Origin of the sequence: Iodidimonas nitroreducens (assembly GCA_000710935.1) — a bacterium.
GTDB classification, from domain to species: Bacteria; Pseudomonadota; Alphaproteobacteria; order Sphingomonadales; family Rhodothalassiaceae; genus Iodidimonas; species Iodidimonas nitroreducens.
Genome location: BAYV01000027.1, coordinates 14,981 through 30,891 on the forward strand (window position 1 = coordinate 14,981; position 15,911 = coordinate 30,891).

Annotated in this window: 15 protein-coding genes; 6 read left to right on the forward strand and 9 right to left on the reverse strand. The window is 58.9% G+C overall.

Annotated features, from left to right (window positions below; genetic code table 11):
- Positions 1-115 precede the first annotated feature (115 nt).
- Both AQ1_RS10430 and AQ1_RS10435 read right to left on the reverse strand, forming a co-directional pair.
- Entirely contained in the window at positions 116-1,282 is a 1,167-nt protein-coding gene (locus tag AQ1_RS10430) for a phosphoserine transaminase (protein WP_042086993.1), read from the reverse strand.
- Positions 1,283-1,409: 127 nt separating this feature from the next.
- The gene (locus AQ1_RS10435) at positions 1,410-2,852 is read right to left on the reverse strand and encodes an MATE family efflux transporter (protein WP_052371206.1); all 1,443 of its coding nucleotides are present in this window, start codon (positions 2,850-2,852) and stop codon (positions 1,410-1,412) included.
- A 129-nt stretch (positions 2,853-2,981) separates the two neighbouring features.
- On the opposite strand from AQ1_RS10435, the gene AQ1_RS10440 reads away from it, so the two are divergent.
- Positions 2,982-3,944 (forward strand): NAD(P)H-dependent flavin oxidoreductase, encoded by a 963-nt coding sequence (locus tag AQ1_RS10440; protein WP_042087045.1) that lies wholly within the window; start codon positions 2,982-2,984, stop codon positions 3,942-3,944.
- A 24-nt stretch (positions 3,945-3,968) separates the two neighbouring features.
- Here the strand turns inward: AQ1_RS10440 and xseA are convergent, their stop codons facing one another.
- On the reverse strand, positions 3,969-5,408 hold the full coding sequence (gene xseA / locus AQ1_RS10445; protein WP_042086994.1) for an exodeoxyribonuclease VII large subunit: 1,440 nt from the start codon (positions 5,406-5,408) through the stop codon (positions 3,969-3,971).
- A 193-nt stretch (positions 5,409-5,601) separates the two neighbouring features.
- Between xseA and purD the strand changes: the two genes are divergently transcribed.
- The gene (gene purD / locus AQ1_RS10450; protein ID WP_042087047.1) at positions 5,602-6,873 is read left to right on the forward strand and encodes a phosphoribosylamine--glycine ligase; all 1,272 of its coding nucleotides are present in this window, start codon (positions 5,602-5,604) and stop codon (positions 6,871-6,873) included.
- Here the strand turns inward: purD and AQ1_RS10455 are convergent, their stop codons facing one another.
- Entirely contained in the window at positions 6,874-7,557 is a 684-nt protein-coding gene (locus AQ1_RS10455; protein ID WP_042086995.1) for a Fic family protein, read from the reverse strand. It abuts the gene before it with no gap.
- Between the two features lie 4 nt (positions 7,558-7,561).
- Positions 7,562-7,756, reverse strand: a complete 195-nt coding sequence (locus AQ1_RS15495; protein WP_042087049.1) for a hypothetical protein — start codon at positions 7,754-7,756, stop codon at positions 7,562-7,564.
- A gap of 210 nt (positions 7,757-7,966) precedes the next feature.
- Between AQ1_RS15495 and AQ1_RS10465 the strand changes: the two genes are divergently transcribed.
- Together AQ1_RS10465 and AQ1_RS14625 are read left to right on the forward strand one after the other, a co-directional pair.
- Positions 7,967-9,040: a phosphotransferase gene (locus AQ1_RS10465; protein ID WP_042086997.1), complete on the forward strand. Its 1,074-nt coding sequence runs from the start codon at positions 7,967-7,969 to the stop codon at positions 9,038-9,040.
- Between the two features lie 5 nt (positions 9,041-9,045).
- Entirely contained in the window at positions 9,046-9,897 is an 852-nt protein-coding gene (locus AQ1_RS14625) for an alpha/beta fold hydrolase (RefSeq protein WP_052371207.1), read from the forward strand.
- Here the strand turns inward: AQ1_RS14625 and AQ1_RS10475 are convergent.
- Positions 9,876-11,288 carry a mechanosensitive ion channel family protein gene (locus AQ1_RS10475; RefSeq protein ID WP_150007286.1) on the reverse strand — a complete coding sequence of 471 codons (1,413 nt, stop codon included), beginning with the start codon at positions 11,286-11,288 and terminating at the stop codon, positions 9,876-9,878. The two genes, AQ1_RS14625 and AQ1_RS10475, sit on opposite strands and share 22 nt — an antisense overlap.
- On the reverse strand, positions 11,266-11,706 hold the full coding sequence (locus AQ1_RS10480) for a nucleoside deaminase (protein WP_042087056.1): 441 nt from the start codon (positions 11,704-11,706) through the stop codon (positions 11,266-11,268). The genes AQ1_RS10475 and AQ1_RS10480 overlap by 23 nt, the downstream gene beginning before the upstream one ends.
- A gap of 92 nt (positions 11,707-11,798) precedes the next feature.
- Here AQ1_RS10480 and AQ1_RS10485 point away from each other — a divergent pair, with 92 nt between their 5' ends.
- Positions 11,799-12,833, forward strand: coding sequence for a pseudouridine synthase (locus tag AQ1_RS10485; protein WP_313981881.1), 1,035 nt, complete (start codon positions 11,799-11,801; stop codon positions 12,831-12,833).
- Positions 12,833-13,423: a 16S rRNA (guanine(966)-N(2))-methyltransferase RsmD gene (gene rsmD / locus AQ1_RS10490; RefSeq protein ID WP_042086999.1), complete on the forward strand. Its 591-nt coding sequence runs from the start codon at positions 12,833-12,835 to the stop codon at positions 13,421-13,423. Before AQ1_RS10485 ends, rsmD begins: the two co-directional genes overlap by 1 nt.
- Here the strand turns inward: rsmD and mutL are convergent.
- Both mutL and AQ1_RS10500 read right to left on the reverse strand, forming a co-directional pair.
- The gene (gene mutL, locus AQ1_RS10495; RefSeq protein ID WP_150007287.1) at positions 13,420-15,306 is read right to left on the reverse strand and encodes a DNA mismatch repair endonuclease MutL; all 1,887 of its coding nucleotides are present in this window, start codon (positions 15,304-15,306) and stop codon (positions 13,420-13,422) included. The genes rsmD and mutL overlap by 4 nt on opposite strands.
- 100 nt (positions 15,307-15,406) lie before the next feature.
- On the reverse strand, positions 15,407-15,871 hold the full coding sequence (locus AQ1_RS10500) for a DUF3035 domain-containing protein (RefSeq protein WP_052371209.1): 465 nt from the start codon (positions 15,869-15,871) through the stop codon (positions 15,407-15,409).
- Between the last annotated feature and the right edge of the window lie 40 nt (positions 15,872-15,911).

Genomic DNA, 15,911 nt, shown 5'->3' on the forward strand with positions numbered 1-15,911 from the left:
TAATGAGATCAAATATCGCGGTTAAATCCGTGCTGAGCGGGCCTTTGGCCCGATCATAAGCGACTTGGGCCTTTGGCCCGATCATCGGCATCTTTCATCGGCAACGGGGGGGCACTCAGCCCTGATCATCGCCCGCTTGCGCCTTCACCGTGGCATAGGCCCAATCCAGCCATGGCATCAGGGCCTTTAGATCCGATGCTTCAACCGTGCCGCCGCACCAGATGCGCAGGCCGGGGGGGGCATCGCGATAGCCACCGATATCAAAGGCCACGCCTTCGCGATCAAGGATGGCCGCAATGGCCTTCGCCAAAGATGCCTGCTGATCGCCATCAAGGGCGATAAACCAGGGATCGATGATCGATAAACACACCGAGGTGTTGGAGCGGGTCGCCGGATCGGCAGCCAGAAAATCCACCCAATCGGTGCGCGACACCCAATCTGCAACAATCGCCAGATTGGCATCGGCCCGCGCAATCAGGGCATCCAGCCCGCCAATGCTTTCCGACCAGCCAAGGGCATCGAGATAATCTTCAACACACAACATCGAGGGCGTATTGATAGTTTCGCCCTTGAAGATCCCCGTATTGAGATCATTGCCCTTTTTGATGCGAAAAATCTTCGGCAGGGGCCATGCGGGCGTATAGCTGCGCAGCCGTTCCACCGCGCGGGGGGATAAAACCAGCATCCCATGAGCGGCTTCCCCACCCAGCACTTTTTGCCATGAAAAGGTGGTGACATCGAGCTTTGACCAAGGCAGATGCTGGGCAAAAGCCGCCGAGGTGGCATCGCAGATGGTCAGCCCCTCGCGATCATCGGCGATCCAATCGCCATTGGGCACGCGCACCCCCGAGGTGGTGCCATTCCATGTGAAAACCACATCATGGCGCGGATCAATCTGCGACAGATCAACGATCTGGCCATAATCGGCGGTCAGCACCCGAGTATTTGACAGGCGAAGCTGCTTGACCGCATCGGTTACCCAACCTTCGCCAAAGCTTTCCCAAGCCACCAGATCAACGGGGCGAGCCCCCAGAAAATTCCACATCGCCAATTCAACGGCACCGGTATCGGAGCCGGGAACGATGCCGATCTGATAATCAGCGGGAATGCCTAAGATTTCACGGGTTTTTTCGATGGCAGCGGCAAGCTTTTTCTTACCGATCTTCGAGCGGTGGGAACGGCCAATGGGTGCATCGGCAAGAGCGGCGGGCGTCCATCCCGGCCGTTTGGCGCAGGGCCCTGATGAAAACAGGGGCCGCGCAGGACGGTTCGTCGGTTTCATTCTGTTTCCTCTCCTTACAGAGAGCGCGCGCCTCATTGGGGAGGCGTGGCCCACCGGGGAAACTAAGGATCAAAAACAGCTTGTCAATTGAAATATGTGATCTTGCGAAGAAAAGCCTCAGCCGATTTTATCCGGCACTGCTTTCAAAGGCTTTTTCACGCCCGGTTAGCCACCAGAAGCGGATCGACTGCACAATGACCGAAAAAATACTGGCAATGAGGGTGGCTTCTAGCAATCCGATCAGGCCATGCCCCATGGTCACCGCCAAAAACCACGACAGGGGCAGCATCAATCCCAGATAGGCCACGCCCTGAATGGCGGTGGGCCACCAGGTTTCCCCCAAACCGCGCAAGCCCATGGAAATCACCGCCTGCCCGCCATCGAAAATGGTGACATAAGCCACAAAGATGATCGCCGGAATAGTGATCGCCGCCAGCAGCTTATCATCGGAATGAAGGGCATAGATCCATTCGGGAACGGCATGAATCACCAAAGCCGCCGCCGCCATCAGCAGAAACGACAGGAAAAGCCCCGTCCATCCCGCAAGGGCGGTATCGAGAGGATCGCCGCGCCCATGGGAAATCCCCACCCGCACCGCCGTGGCCGAACCAATGCCCACCGCCACCATGAAGGGCAAAGACAGCACATTGAACACGATTTCCTGCCCGGCAAGGCTTAAAGCCCCCAGCTTTTCCGCAATCACCACAAGCCCGGAAAAAGCCCCCACCTCGGCCCCGATGCTGACCGCCGAGGCATAGCCGATGGTGCGCTGATGGGCCCAATCGCGCCAAGATAGGCCATGGGGCCGGCGCAGGCCAAAGCGCTGCATGGCCGGGGCATACCATAAATAGGCCAAAAGCATGAAGGCGAGCACCCAGCGCACCGAGGTTGAGGTGATGGCCGATCCCGCCGCCCCCATTTCGGGGAAGCCATAATGGCCATAGATCAGCCCATAATTCAAAAACACATTAACGCCATTCGCCCCAATCAGCGCCAGCATCGGGATGATTGGTTTTCTGATACCTTCCAAAAAGCCGGTGCAGCAGAAAAAGATCAGATGCGCGGGCAGGCCCAGCCCCAAAATGATCACCAGATCCGCCGATTGCGCAGCAATCACCGGATCGGCAGCCAAAAGCCGCATCCAAAAATGCGCGGGCAGGGATAACAGCAGCATGATGCCACCAATCCACAGAGCATAGGGCATGGAGCGCCGCCACACCCGGCCACATTCGGCTTCATCGCCCCGGCCATAGGCCGAAGCCGTGCACACGATCACCCCCATCAACAGACCGATGGCCACCACCAGCAGAAACGAGATCACCGACCGATTGGCCAAGGACAGCCAGGCGAGTTCGGCGGTGGCATAGCGGCTGACCATCACCGTATCCACAAAACCCAGCGCCAATATGCCAAGCCGGGTGGCCATCGCCGGGGCCGACAGGCGCAGCAATTCGGTGAGATGCCGCCTCAAACGCCATTGCACCCAGTTCAGATCGGGGGTTTCTCCTGCATTTTCAGCAGGGCTTTCCGGTGAAACGGGGACCGGTGTTGGGTCTTTTGTGCTATCCATGATCCTTTGATGGTCCTCTTCCCCGTCGCCACGCACCCGCCAAAAACGGGATGGCGACAGCGTGCCCTGCGCCTTTATGCTCTTGCGCGTGCCGGGCTGGCAAGTCAACCATGTGTTGGGGGAAATGCAATGCCGTTGAAAACGCCGATCTGTAATCAACTGAAAATCGATCATCCCATCCTGCTCGCCGGGATGGGCGGGGTTTCCTATGCCGAGCTGTGCGCAGCCGTTTCCGAAGCGGGGGGCTATGGCACCCTTGGCATGGCGATGCTGGGGCCCGATGACATCCGCGATCAGATGCGCCGGGTGCGCACCCTGACCGATAAGCCCTTTGGCGTTGATCTGCTCACCGCCCTGCCCCAGTCCCTGACCCAATCGGTGGATGTGATCATCGAAGAAGGCGCATCCTCCTTCATTGCCGGGCTTGGGGTGCCCACAGCGATCATCGAACGGCTGCATGAAGCCGGGCTTTTGGTGATGAGCATGTGCGGCAAGGTTGATCATGCCAAAAAGGCCGAGGATGCGGGCGTTGATATCGTGATCGCCCAAGGCACCGAAGCCGGAGGCCATACCGGCAAGGTGGCGGGGATGGCGCTGATCCCGCAGATCGTGGATGCCGTTTCCATCCCGGTTTTGGGGGCAGGGGGCATTGTGGATGGCCGGGGATTGGCGGCGGCGCTGGCTTTGGGCGCTGCGGGGGTGTGGATGGGCACAAGGTTCATCGCTTCCAGCGAAGCCCATGCCGGGGCGGCCTATAAAAATCGCCTGATCACCGCGAACGAGGCCGATACCATCGTCACCCGCTGCTATTCCGGCAAGCCCATGCGGGTGGTGCAGAATGCTTATGTGGCGGATTGGGAAAACCGCCCCCAGGATATTCAGCCCTTTCCCATGCAGGCGATGATGAGCCAGCAGGCCGGAGTTTTAGGCGGCATCGCCGGGATATTGGAGCCATTGGATATTGCCCGCGATTGCCTGCCCGCAGGCCAGGGCACCGGCGCCATCCATGATATCGTGCCCGCCGCCGAGATTATCCGCCGCACCATCGCCGAGGCCGAAGCCCGCATCACCGAAATGCACAGCCTGCTTTAGCGCTTAAAACAGTGATCCCTGCCTTTAAAACAATGATCCTTGCCCGGCCGTGCTTTTGGGTTTGGCTTTAGGTTTTGTTGGGGCTTTCGCTGGGGCTTCGGCCTTGGATCGCGCGATCTTCGCTTCAACCAGAAGCCGCGCCCGACCATCATGCAATTCGGCCTCGACCGGCGTGCCGGGCTTCAGGGCGGCAATCTCGCTGATCGGGCGGCCCGCCTCATCACGCAAAACCGCATAGCCGCGCGCCAGCACGCCCTGATAGCTCAGGCTTTGCAAAAGCCGGGAAAGGGCGCTGATCTGCTGCGCGCCGCCGGTTAAAATCTGCTTTTGCGCGGGCTCCAATCGGCGGCCAACCGCCTGCATTTCATGGCGTTTATAAACCAGCATCTGCTGCAGCCGGGCCGGGCCAAGAGCCGGGGCCACCTGCCCCAAAGCCAGCCGCCGATTTTGCGCCACAAAGCGCAAGCCCCGGGGCAGGCGATCCGCCAGATCATCGAGCTTTTGCCGGGAAAGCCCCAAAAGATCCTGTGGTCGAGGCAAGCCACGGCCCAGGCTGTGTATTTGATCGGCCAGCCGCACAAAAAACCGCGATTTCCCATGATCAAGGCGATGATTGAGCTGGGCCAGTTGCGCCAGCAATTCGCTGCGCACGGGCACCGCCATTTCCGCCGCCGCCGTGGGCGTGGGGGCGCGACGATCAGAGGCATGATCGATCAGGGTGGTATCGGTTTCATGCCCCACCGCCGAAATGACCGGGATGGCGCTTTCGGCCACCGCCCGCACCACCGCTTCTTCGTTGAAGGCCCACAAATCCTCGATCGAACCGCCACCCCGCGCCACGATCATCACATCGGGCCGGGGGATGGCCCCACGGTCTGCCTGCTGATTGAAACCGCGAATGGCGGCGGCGATTTTCTCGGCCGCCCCCTCGCCCTGAACCGGCACCGGCCAAAGCATCACCCGGCGCGGAAAGCGATCCGATAAGCGGTGCAGAATATCCCGGATCACCGCCCCCGTGGGCGAGGTGACAATCGCAATCACCTGCGGCAGATAGGGCAAGGGCCGCTTGCGCTCGCTGGCAAAAAGCCCTTCAGCGGCAAGCTTTTTCTTCCGCGCCTCTAAAAGCGCCATCAGGGCCCCCGCCCCTGCTGGCTCCATCTGTTCGATCACCATCTGATATTTGGAGCGCGCAGGATAGGTGCTGAGCCTGCCGGTGACCAACACCTCGAGCCCATCTTCAGGACGAAAGCCGAGCTTTGCCACCACCCCGCGCCAGCACACCCCATCAATGGCGGCGCGATCATCCTTCAGGCTCAGATACAGATGGCCCGATCCATGGAGCTTTACCCCAGACAACTCGGCGCGCAGGCGCACATGGCCATAGGTATCTTCCACCGTGCGCTTCAGGGCGCCAGCCAGTTCCGAAACCGTAAATTCATGAATATTGTGGCTGGGTTCAATCATAGCCCCTTGTAAACCGCGCCGGGCCCGGCTTCAATGCCGCTCATTCATAATCTCTGCCAAAATCATCGCCAGAATCATTGCCAGAATCTCCGCCAGAATCTCCGGCCCTTGCCAGCCTCGCCCCCGGTCCTTAAAAGCAGGGCGCATCGGCATGGATCATCGCAAGATGACGATCACAAAAGGAACGCCTTCCATGAACATCCTTGTCATCGGTGCGGGCGGGCGCGAACATGCCCTGTGCTGGGCTTTGGCCCGATCCCCTGTCTGCGAAGCGCTTTTCTGCGCGCCGGGCAATGGCGGCACGGCCGAATTGGCCCACTCGGTGAGCCTTGATCTGGCCGATCATCAGGCGATCATCGATTTTTGCCGCAGCATGGCCATTGGCCTTGTGGTCATCGGCCCGGAACAGCCCCTTGTGGCCGGGCTTGTGGATGATCTGGCCCGCGCCGGGATCAAGGCTTTTGGCCCCTCGGCTCTGGCGGCGCGGCTCGAAGGATCGAAAGGCTTTACCAAGGATCTCTGCGCCAAATATCATATCCCCACGGCGGCCTATCGCCGCTTTCATGATGCGGATGCCGCCCGCATCTATGCCCGCCAACAGCCGCTGCCTCTGGTGATCAAGGCCGATGGGCTGGCCGCTGGCAAAGGGGTGATCATCGCTGATAGCCATCGCCAGGCCGAGGCCGCCATTGACGATATTTTAGGCGGGCAATTTGGCGAGGCCGGGGCCGAACTGGTGATCGAAGCTTTTCTGGAGGGCGAAGAGGTCAGCTTTTTCGCTTTATGCGATGGCGAGCGGGCCATTTCCTTTGGCAATGCGCAAGATCACAAGCGGGTGGGCGATGGCGATCAGGGCCCCAATACCGGTGGCATGGGCGCTTATTCCCCCGCCCCGATCTTTGATGCGGCGCTGGAAGATGAGGTGATGGCAAAGATCATCGCGCCCACATTGGCCGCCATGAAAGCCGAAGGCTGCCCTTATAAGGGGGTGCTTTATGCCGGGCTGATGATCACCGCCGAAGGGCCGAAGCTGATCGAATATAATGCCCGCTTTGGCGATCCCGAATGTCAGGTGCTGATGATGCGGCTGGCATCCGATCTGGTGCCCCTGCTTTTGGCCAGCATCGATGGCACGCTGGGCGATCAAAAGCCCCGCTGGCATGAGGATGCAGCCCTCACCATTGTGATGGCCGCCAAGGGCTATCCCGGCCCTTATGAAAAAGGCACGGTGATCAAGGGATTGGATAAAGCCGCCCTGATGGAGGGGGTGGAAATCTTTCATGCCGGAACCAGAAGCACGCCTGCGGGCGAGGTGCTGGCCCATGGCGGGCGGGTGCTTAATATCGCCGCCACAGGAAAAAGCGTGACGGCAGCACAGGCGCGGGCTTATGCCGCGATCCGCGAGATCGATTGGCCGCAGGGCTTTTGCCGATCCGATATCGGCTGGCGGGCCATTCGGAGGTGATCAGTGAAATTTGCGATCCGAAGAGTTGTTGCCGCCTTCGGCTAGGGCATCCTCGAAAACGCTTTTAAGCTGCTGCGCTAGGTAAGTTTTTAAGAGTTCCTGCAATTTTGACACGTCCACCGGGCCTTTGGTGAAAGCCTCATCAGCGGCTTCCAGCGCTTCATAATAAGGTGTTTTATTGTTTGAGATAGCTTCCGGTATGGTTTGACGCCCCGGCAGACGATCTCCGATGCGGCAACATAAAACCACATAGGACATAGCCCGTGAGGTTCGGCCATTGCCATCGGTAAAGGGATGAATCCAATTCAAACGCCACATCACATAGGCACATAAATGAAGCGCCTCGGACTGCCAATGATCATTCACATAATCACACATCTCTTCGATGAGGCTGGGCACAAGATGGGCGGGCGGGGGCTGATGACGGCTTTTCCCGATGCTTACAGACCCGGGCCGAAAAACACCTGCATAGGGCGAGAGATCAGCCAGCGCAAGCCGATGCAATGCCAAAATCAGGGATGGCCTGAGCTTGAAAGGCCTGCCATCGCGGGCGACTTCATCAATGATATCGAGCACCGCATCAAACTGACGCAGGGCATTTTCCGCTTCTTTCCGGGCTATCGCATCCGGATCATTTATAATGTTTGGCGCTTGCGCAATGCTTTCGCGATCATCGGCCCCCACGCACCTATCCCTTTAAATGATCTGCTGCCTGAGCGATCATATTGGGCGTGATTCTATCGTTTTCAATCTTTGCGTTCCCATAGGCAAAACTTTGCCGCTGGGCTTCTGCATCCCCTGCCGAAACAGGTATGTTCTTGGCTTGATCGTACAAAACCTGCAATTCGGGCGGAAAAGACGCGCATTTTTGCTTATGTTGCATGGCCTCGCTCCATTCCGTTAAAAAAACTGCTGCAAAAAAACAGCATGACAGCACGCATGAACAGATTTGAAAATGAGGATTATGAAACCAAAACGCAAATCAATTATAAGGAAGGCCCTTTTTCTTGAGGTCGAAATTCTTCCTCAAAAAAACAAGGCCTCCATGATGTGCACGCGAAATAGGCGCAGAAATAGATAAAGGACGCAAAGCATGACCAGTCGTCAGGAGACATTTTCCGGCACCATGGATGTGCGGGAGCGCCATCGTTTTGATGAGGCGGCCCTCGATGCCTATATGGCCGCGCATGTGGCGGGCTATAGCCCCGGCCTTCATGTGGAGCAATTCAAGGGCGGGCAATCCAATCCCACCTATCGGCTGATCGATGGGGCGGGGAAGCGCTATGTTTTGCGCCGCAAACCCCCCGGGGTCTTGCTGAAATCCGCCCATGCCGTGGATCGCGAATATCGCGTCGTCACCGCCCTTGGCCAGAAAACGCGCGTGCCGGTGGCCCGCACCCATGCCCTTTGTACCGATGAGACGGTGATCGGCACATGGTTTTATATCATGGATTATGTGGAGGGGCGGATTTTTTGGGATGCCGCCATTCCGCAGGTTGAGAATGCCGAACGCGCCGCCCTTTTCGATGCCATGAATGCCACCATCGCCGCCCTTCATTCTGTTGATCATGAAGCCATCGGCCTTGGGGATTATGGCAAGCCGGGCAATTATTTCGCCCGCCAGATCGCCCGCTGGGCCGGGCAATATGAACAAGACGAAGACGCCGGGCGCTTCGATGCCATGGACCGATTGGTAAAATGGTTGCCCGAGAATATCCCCCCCGGCGATGAAACCACCATCGTGCATGGCGATTTCCGCATCGATAACATGATCTTTCATCCCACCGAGCCACGGGTGCTGGCGATATTGGATTGGGAATTATCAACTTTGGGCCACCCATTGGCCGATTTTTCCTATCATCTGATGATGTATCGGATGCCCCCCACCGGCTTTACCGGGCTTTTGGGCGCCGATCTTGCCGCCCTCAATATCCCATCTGAAAAGGATTATATCGCCCGCTATTGCGCCCGCACGGGGCGCGACCCCATTCCCGATCACGACATGAATTTTTATGTCGCCTTCAATATGTTTCGGTTGGCGGCTATTTTGCACGGCATCAGGGGGCGGGTAAAGCGCGGCACCGCAGCCAGCAAACATGCCGAAGCTCAGGGCCAGATGTGTGGGCCTTTGGCCGATCTTGCCTGGTCGCAAATCCATAAGGGCTGATATTGATGCACAGGCTTTTGATTGATGGGGCCGCCATCGCCTATATCGACAGCGGAAATGCTGAGGGCGGCAATGCTGAGGGCGCGGGCCTTGCGCCCGTCCTGCTGTTCATCCATGGCTGGACATCCGATCACAGCACCTTTGCAAGGCAGCTCGCCCATTTTGCGCCGCACTATCGCACCATCTGTGTGGATCTGCCCGGCCATGGGGAGAGCGATCCGGTAACCGGTGCGGCTTATGACATCGCTTTTTACACCCAAAGGCTTTCCGCCTTCATCGCCGCTTTGGGCTTGGCGCAATCATCTATCATCCCCATTGGCCACAGCCTTGGCGGGCTTTTGGCACTGGAATTGGCCGCCCGGCCCGATGCGGCCCATCCTTTGGCGATCCTGATCGATCCCGCCCCCCTTATCCGCAGCCCATCGGTGCAGCGTTCGCTCGCCCGCACCCAGCAGATGATCAGGGAGGTCGGACGACGCCGTACCCAGCAGATTTTGGGCGACAAGGTGTTTTTTCGCCGCACTGATCCCCCGGAACTGCCCGATGACGTGCAGCGCATCGCCGCCAGAACCGATGAAGAGGCCGCCATCAGAACATGGGATGCGATTGTGGGCTATCAGGCCGAAATCGCACTGAAAAATGTGGCCGTGCCGCTTTTATTCATCAATGCGGATCGCCCGCAAAACCGTGAGGAGGATATCCGGGCGCTGGTCAAAACCCTGCATTGGGGGCGGACCATCGGCACCGGACATTTCAATCATATGGTGATGCCCGATCAGGTGAATGCCATGATCGGCGATATGTTGAGGCAACATTTCGATGGGCTTCCCGGGCTTCAGGATTCGTCTTTATCCTGAGACTGGGATTTATCCTGAGACTGGGATTTATCCTTAGACTGGGGGGCCATATGCACCACCCTTTGGGGAAAGGGAAATTCGATCCCCTCGCGATGAAACAAATCCCAGATATTAAGCATCACCTGGCTTGAAACATTCGCCACCCCCGCTTGCGGATCATTGATCCAGAACCGCAATTCCAGATCCACACTGCTATCGCCAAAACCCATCAGCCAGGCCACCGGACGCGGTTCGGGCAAAACCCGCTCCATGCCCAAAGCCGCGTCCTCCATCAGGCGCATGGCTTTGCGGATATCGCTATCATAGCTGACCCCCAAGGCGATCTTGCGCCGCACCCGGCTATCGGAAAAAGACCAGTTGATCACCGGCTGGGTGATCATATCCTCATTGGGAATGAGAAATTCCGTGCCATCGCGGGTGATGATCGAGGTATAGCGGGCGCTGAGATGATTGATCCAGCCATAGGTGCCCTGGGTTTCGATCACATCACCGGGCTTGATGGAGCGATCCATCAACAAGATCACACCGGATACGAAATTGGCCACCACCTTTTGCAGGCCAAAGCCAAGGCCCACACCCAAAGCCCCGGAAAAAACCGCCAAGGCCGTGAGATCGATGCCCGTTGCATTGAGGGCAATCAGAAGGGCAATGATCACAAGGGTGATGCGCGATAGTTTCTTGATCAGTTCGCGGGTCGATGCATTGATTTCATGAAGGCTGTCGAGACGTCCCTCCAGCAGGCGCGACAGAGCCAGAGCCAGCCAAATCAGCAGAACGAAGGCCAAAAAGCCCTTGATCACCGCGAGGACGGAAATCGATAAACTTCCCACGGAAAAGCGGACCGCATCCAGAACCCCGATCAGGGGATCGAGCAACCCGGCAATATCAAGGGCCGCCAAAGACCATGCAAAGAGCGCCACCAGCCGGGCGATGAGGGCCGAGCGGATGAAGGTGACGGCAAAGCGGATCACCAGCCATGCGGTGATAAGGCTGGACGCCCCGGCCACAAGCCCTGTGGGAAATCCGGTTTGGGTGAGGAGGATGCGCCCCAAAGCCAACAGCAGCAAGGCCAGCAAGGGAGGCATGAGAGGCCGGATCATCTGGCCAAGACGACGCACCACCGCCTGTTCAAAAGAAGCCCGTTCAAAACTTTGATGGATGATCCCCGCCAAAAGCCAGGCCAGCCCCAAGGAAAGCCCAAGGACCAGACCCTGAAGGCCACCCGCCAAAGAAAACACATCGCTGCCAAGCCACGCCCCGATGATTTCGGACAGGCGGTTTAAATGTTCAAGCAATGGGGCGGGGGCGTTCGATTCCATCGCCGCAGTATCGAAGCGAAAGATGTGAAAAACCAGCAAAATAATGGGCTCAACCGGTATCCCGGCGATCACGAAAAAATCCGCGCAACAGATCGCGCGCCTCTCGCTCGGCAAAACCGGAATAGATATCGGGCTTGTGATGGCAGCTTTGCTGGGAAAAAATCCGCCCGCCATGGCGCACGCCGCCGCTTTTTTGATCATCGGCGCCATAATAAAGCCGCCGGATACGGGCAAGGCTGATGGCCTGGGCACACATGGCGCAAGGCTCCAGCGTGACATAAAGATCGCAGCCGTTCAGCCGTTCAGAGCCGATCATCGCCGCCGCCGCCCGGATCACCAGCATTTCGGCATGGGCGGTGGGATCTTTGCGCGCCAAAACCTCATTCCCCGCTTGGGCGAGAAGATCGCCTGAGGGCGATAAGATCACCGCCCCCACCGGCACTTCGCCGCGGGCCGCAGCCTTGCGCGCTTCGTCTAAGGCCAGGGCCATCGGGCTTGGATCGTTTTTATGCATCAGATCAACATGCAAAGCCCACAGCCCGTGGTCAAGGCCAGAGAGCATGGCTCTAAAAGCACGGATAGATGATTGCCGTGGGCCCTGCACGGGCTTATGGTCTGCAATCGAAAAAACAGGACCGATATGAGCGCCCATTTGATATGACCAAAGACAACCCCACCCCCAAGGCCACGCAGGAACGAATCGCCAAGGCTTTGGCCCGCGCCGGTATTGGATCGCGCCGAGAGGTGGAGCGGATGATTGAAGCCGGGCGGGTGGCAATCAACGGCCAGATTTTGAAAAGCCCCGCCTGCGTGATCGAAACTCTGGATGGGATCGCAGTGGATGGCAAGCCGGTGATGCAGGCCGAAGCCACCAGGCTTTGGCGCTATCATAAGCCGCGCGGACTGGTCAGCACCCATCATGATCCCAATGGCAGGCCCACGGTTTTTGATCGCCTGCCCAGCCATTTGCCCCGGGTGATTTCGGTGGGGCGGCTTGATCTCAATTCCGAAGGGCTTTTGCTGCTGACCAATGATGGGGCGCTGGCCCGCTGGATGGAAATGCCCACAACCGGTTGGCTGCGGCGTTACAAGGTGCGGGTACATGGCGCCATCGATGAAAAAAAGCTGCAGGGCCTGGCCGAAGGGGTGGTGGTGGATGGCGTGGTTTATGAACCCATCGAGGCCCGGCTCGACAAGATATCGGGCAGCAATGCCTGGCTCAGCGTAGGATTACGGGAAGGCAAAAATCGCGAAGTCCGCCGGGTTCTGGCCTCGATCGGGCTTGAGGTCAATCGCCTGATCCGCACCGCTTATGGCCCCTTCACCCTTGGCAGCCTGCCGCGCGGGGCGGTGGTGGAAATCGCCACCAAAGCGCTTTACACCCATTGCGGCGGCATTCTGGGGCAAATGGCCGATCAATCCATTGCCGGGCAGAATCGCAAAATCCCCAATCCCAAAAAATGGGCCAAGGCCAAACCGAAAGCAAAGCTGAGGTCGCGGCGATCCACCCCCCGCGATCCCATGGCATCCGCTGAATCCGCTACCAAAGTGAATGACAAAGCCAAAGGTGCGGCGAAACCCATGCGGGGCAACAGGCCGAAAGATGGGCGCGACTGATGCGGATCATCGCCGGGCGCTTTCGCGGTCAATCCCTCAACAGCCCCAAAGACGACAGCATCCGCCCCACCAGTGATCGGATGCGCGAAAGCCTGTTCAATATTCTCTCCCACCGCCTGCGCCATCAGGCTATCGGGGACAATGACCCGGATGGCCCCTTTGCCGGGCTGCATATGCTGGATCTTTTCGCGGGAACCGGGGCATTCGGGCTGGAAGCCCTGTCTCGCGGGGCGGCGCATGTGACCTTTGTTGAAAACGCGCCCCAAAGCCTTGCTCTGCTCAAAAGCAATCTGGCCAAACTGAAGGCCACCGCCCATGCCAATCTGCTGGCCGTGGATGCCACCCGCCTGCCCAAGGCGCAGCGCCCCGCCGATGTGATCTTTCTCGATCCGCCCTATCACGAGAATCTGGCCATCCCGGCCTTGCAATCCTTGCAAAAGGGGGGCTGGATCAAGCCTTCGGGCCTGATCATCGTGGAAAGCGACAGCAAAAGCATCCTGCCGCCGGTGGCCGGGCTGGTTATGGACGACAGCCGCGCCATTGGCAAAAGCAGGCTGTGGTTTTTCCGCACTGAAAGCCCCTCATCCTAGCGCCGACCGAAAAGCCGTTCGATATCCTTGAGCTTTAATTCCACATAAGTGGGGCGGCCATGATTGCACTGGCCGGAATGGGGGGTTGCCTCCATATCCCGCAAAAGCCTGTTCATTTCATCCAATGTCAGCCGACGCCCGGCGCGCACGCTGCCATGGCAGGCCATGGTCGCGCAGATATCGAGCAGCCGCTCTTTCAGGCTCAGCCCCTGATCCAGTTCCGCCAGATCATCGGCCAGATCCCGCACCAGCCGATCCGTTGCCACCTTGCCCAGCATCGCTGGCACTTCGCGGACCACCATCGCACCCTCGCCAAAGGGTTCCAGAACCAGCCCCAATTCGGCAAATTCATCGATTCGCGCGGTCAATCGCTCGCAAGCCGTGGACTCCAGTTCCACCACATCGGGCAAAAGCAGCATCTGGCGGGGGACGGATGCGGTGGCCAGCGCTGTTTTCATGCGTTCATAAACCAGCCGTTCATGGGCGGCATGCTGATCAACGATGATGATGCCATCGGCATTTTGCGCCACGATATAGGTTTCATGCAATTGCCCGCGCGCTGCGCCCAAGGGATAGTGGTCTTCGGATGCCCCAGAGGCCCCGGCGAGAGCGGCTCCATCCTCGCGAGCCATTTCATGGCGGGCCGAGGGGGCAAAGGAAAAGCCGGAGCCATCCGGGGTGGGTGCGGGCGAAACAGCCGGGGGAGACGATCCTTGGGGTGGGGATTGCCAATGCAGCATAGGGTCATGAAACCCGGCACCTGCCGGGCGCGCGGGATAGGCCGCACCCCCGCGATAAGGGATGGACCCGCCGGGGCGCACCGCCCCCAAGGCGGCATGGCTGATCGAACTGGATGCCCGATGCCCGGCATCCCCCAAGGCGTGGCGCAGGCCCGAGACGATCAACCCCCGCACCAGCGCCTGATCGCGAAAGCGCACCTCAGCCTTTGCCGGATGCACATTCACATCCACAAAGCGGGGATCAAGATCGACAAACAGGGCCAAAACAGGATGGCGATCCCGGGCGAGAAAATCGGCATAGGCCCCGCGCACGGCCCCCACCAGAAGGCGATCCTTGACCGGGCGGCCATTGACAAACAGATATTGCTGCTGGGCATTGCCCCTTGAATAGGTGGGAAGCCCCGCAAGCCCATAAAGGCGAATGCCTTCGCGCTCGGCATCCACAGCCATCGCATTGTCGCTGAAGACCCGGCCCAGAATATCGGCCAGACGATTTTTAAGGACTGCCGAAGGTTCGGCCATCGACCGTTCCACCTTGAACAGGTTGCGATCCCCATCCGAAAGGCTGAAGGCCACCTGCGGCGAGGCCATGGCCAAACGCTTCACCACATCAAGGCAATTGGCGGTTTCGGTGCGGTCGGTTTTTAAAAATTTGAGGCGCGCCGGGGTGGCATAAAAAAGATCGCGCACCTCGATCCGGGTACCTTCGGCCTGAGCGGCGGGCAACAGATCGCCGATGCGCCCGGCATCCACGTCCAAGGCCCAAGCGTCTTTTTCACCTTGTGCCTTACTGCGCAAACCAAGCCGACTGACCGAGCCAATGGAAGGCAGCGCCTCGCCCCGAAAGCCCAAAGTGGCAATGGCGGCCAGATCATCGGTTGTTCGCAATTTTGACGTGGCATGACGCTCGATAGCGGTCAGAAGCTCATCGCCGGTCATCCCGCAGCCATCGTCGCTGACCGAAATCAGCCGCCGACCGCCCTCGCGCAACGTGATTTCGATATGCTGCGCCCCGGCATCGATGGCATTTTCCACCAGTTCCTTGACCGCGCTGGCCGGTCGCTCGATCACCTCGCCTGCGGCAATCTGATTGACCGTGCGTTCATCCAGACGATGGATTTTGCCTGTTGGGGGATTATCCATGTTCATCTTGCATCAGGGCCAAGTCCGGCAGGGAAGCGCGCCGGGCTCAGCGCCGCCTTCACGCTGGTTACCAGCAGCGGATTTCAGCGACGCCGGATTTTCAGCGGCGCTTAGGCTTGATCCGCTCGATGGTGGCGCCATCACTTTCCAATCGGCGCGGTTCCATGCTCAGCAATTCAGAGAGCATCGGCCCCTTATCCACCGTTTCGGTATCGCCCCCCACTTGCGACCGCACATCCGGGCTGGTGGCTTCAAAATTCTCTAGAAAGGCAATCTCGCCATCCGATGGCGCCGGGGGCACCGATGTATGGCCGGGGAACAGGGCATCGATGACCTGCGCCGTGGGCTGAATATTCTGGGGCACCGGCACACCGGGGCGCGGCGGACGCAATTGGAAATCGGGCGGCACCACAAGGGGGCGTTTATCCACCACCACAAATTCATCGGGGGGATTTTTGCCCGAGCCCACAAGCTCGCCAACCCAGACACAGCCCGAAAGGGCCAGCATCACGGACCCCGAAACCAAAAGCCGCATCAAAACGCGCAAACCGGATGAGAAGGTCAAAGATTTTCCTCGTTCATCATATGAGATCAAAGAAACGTTG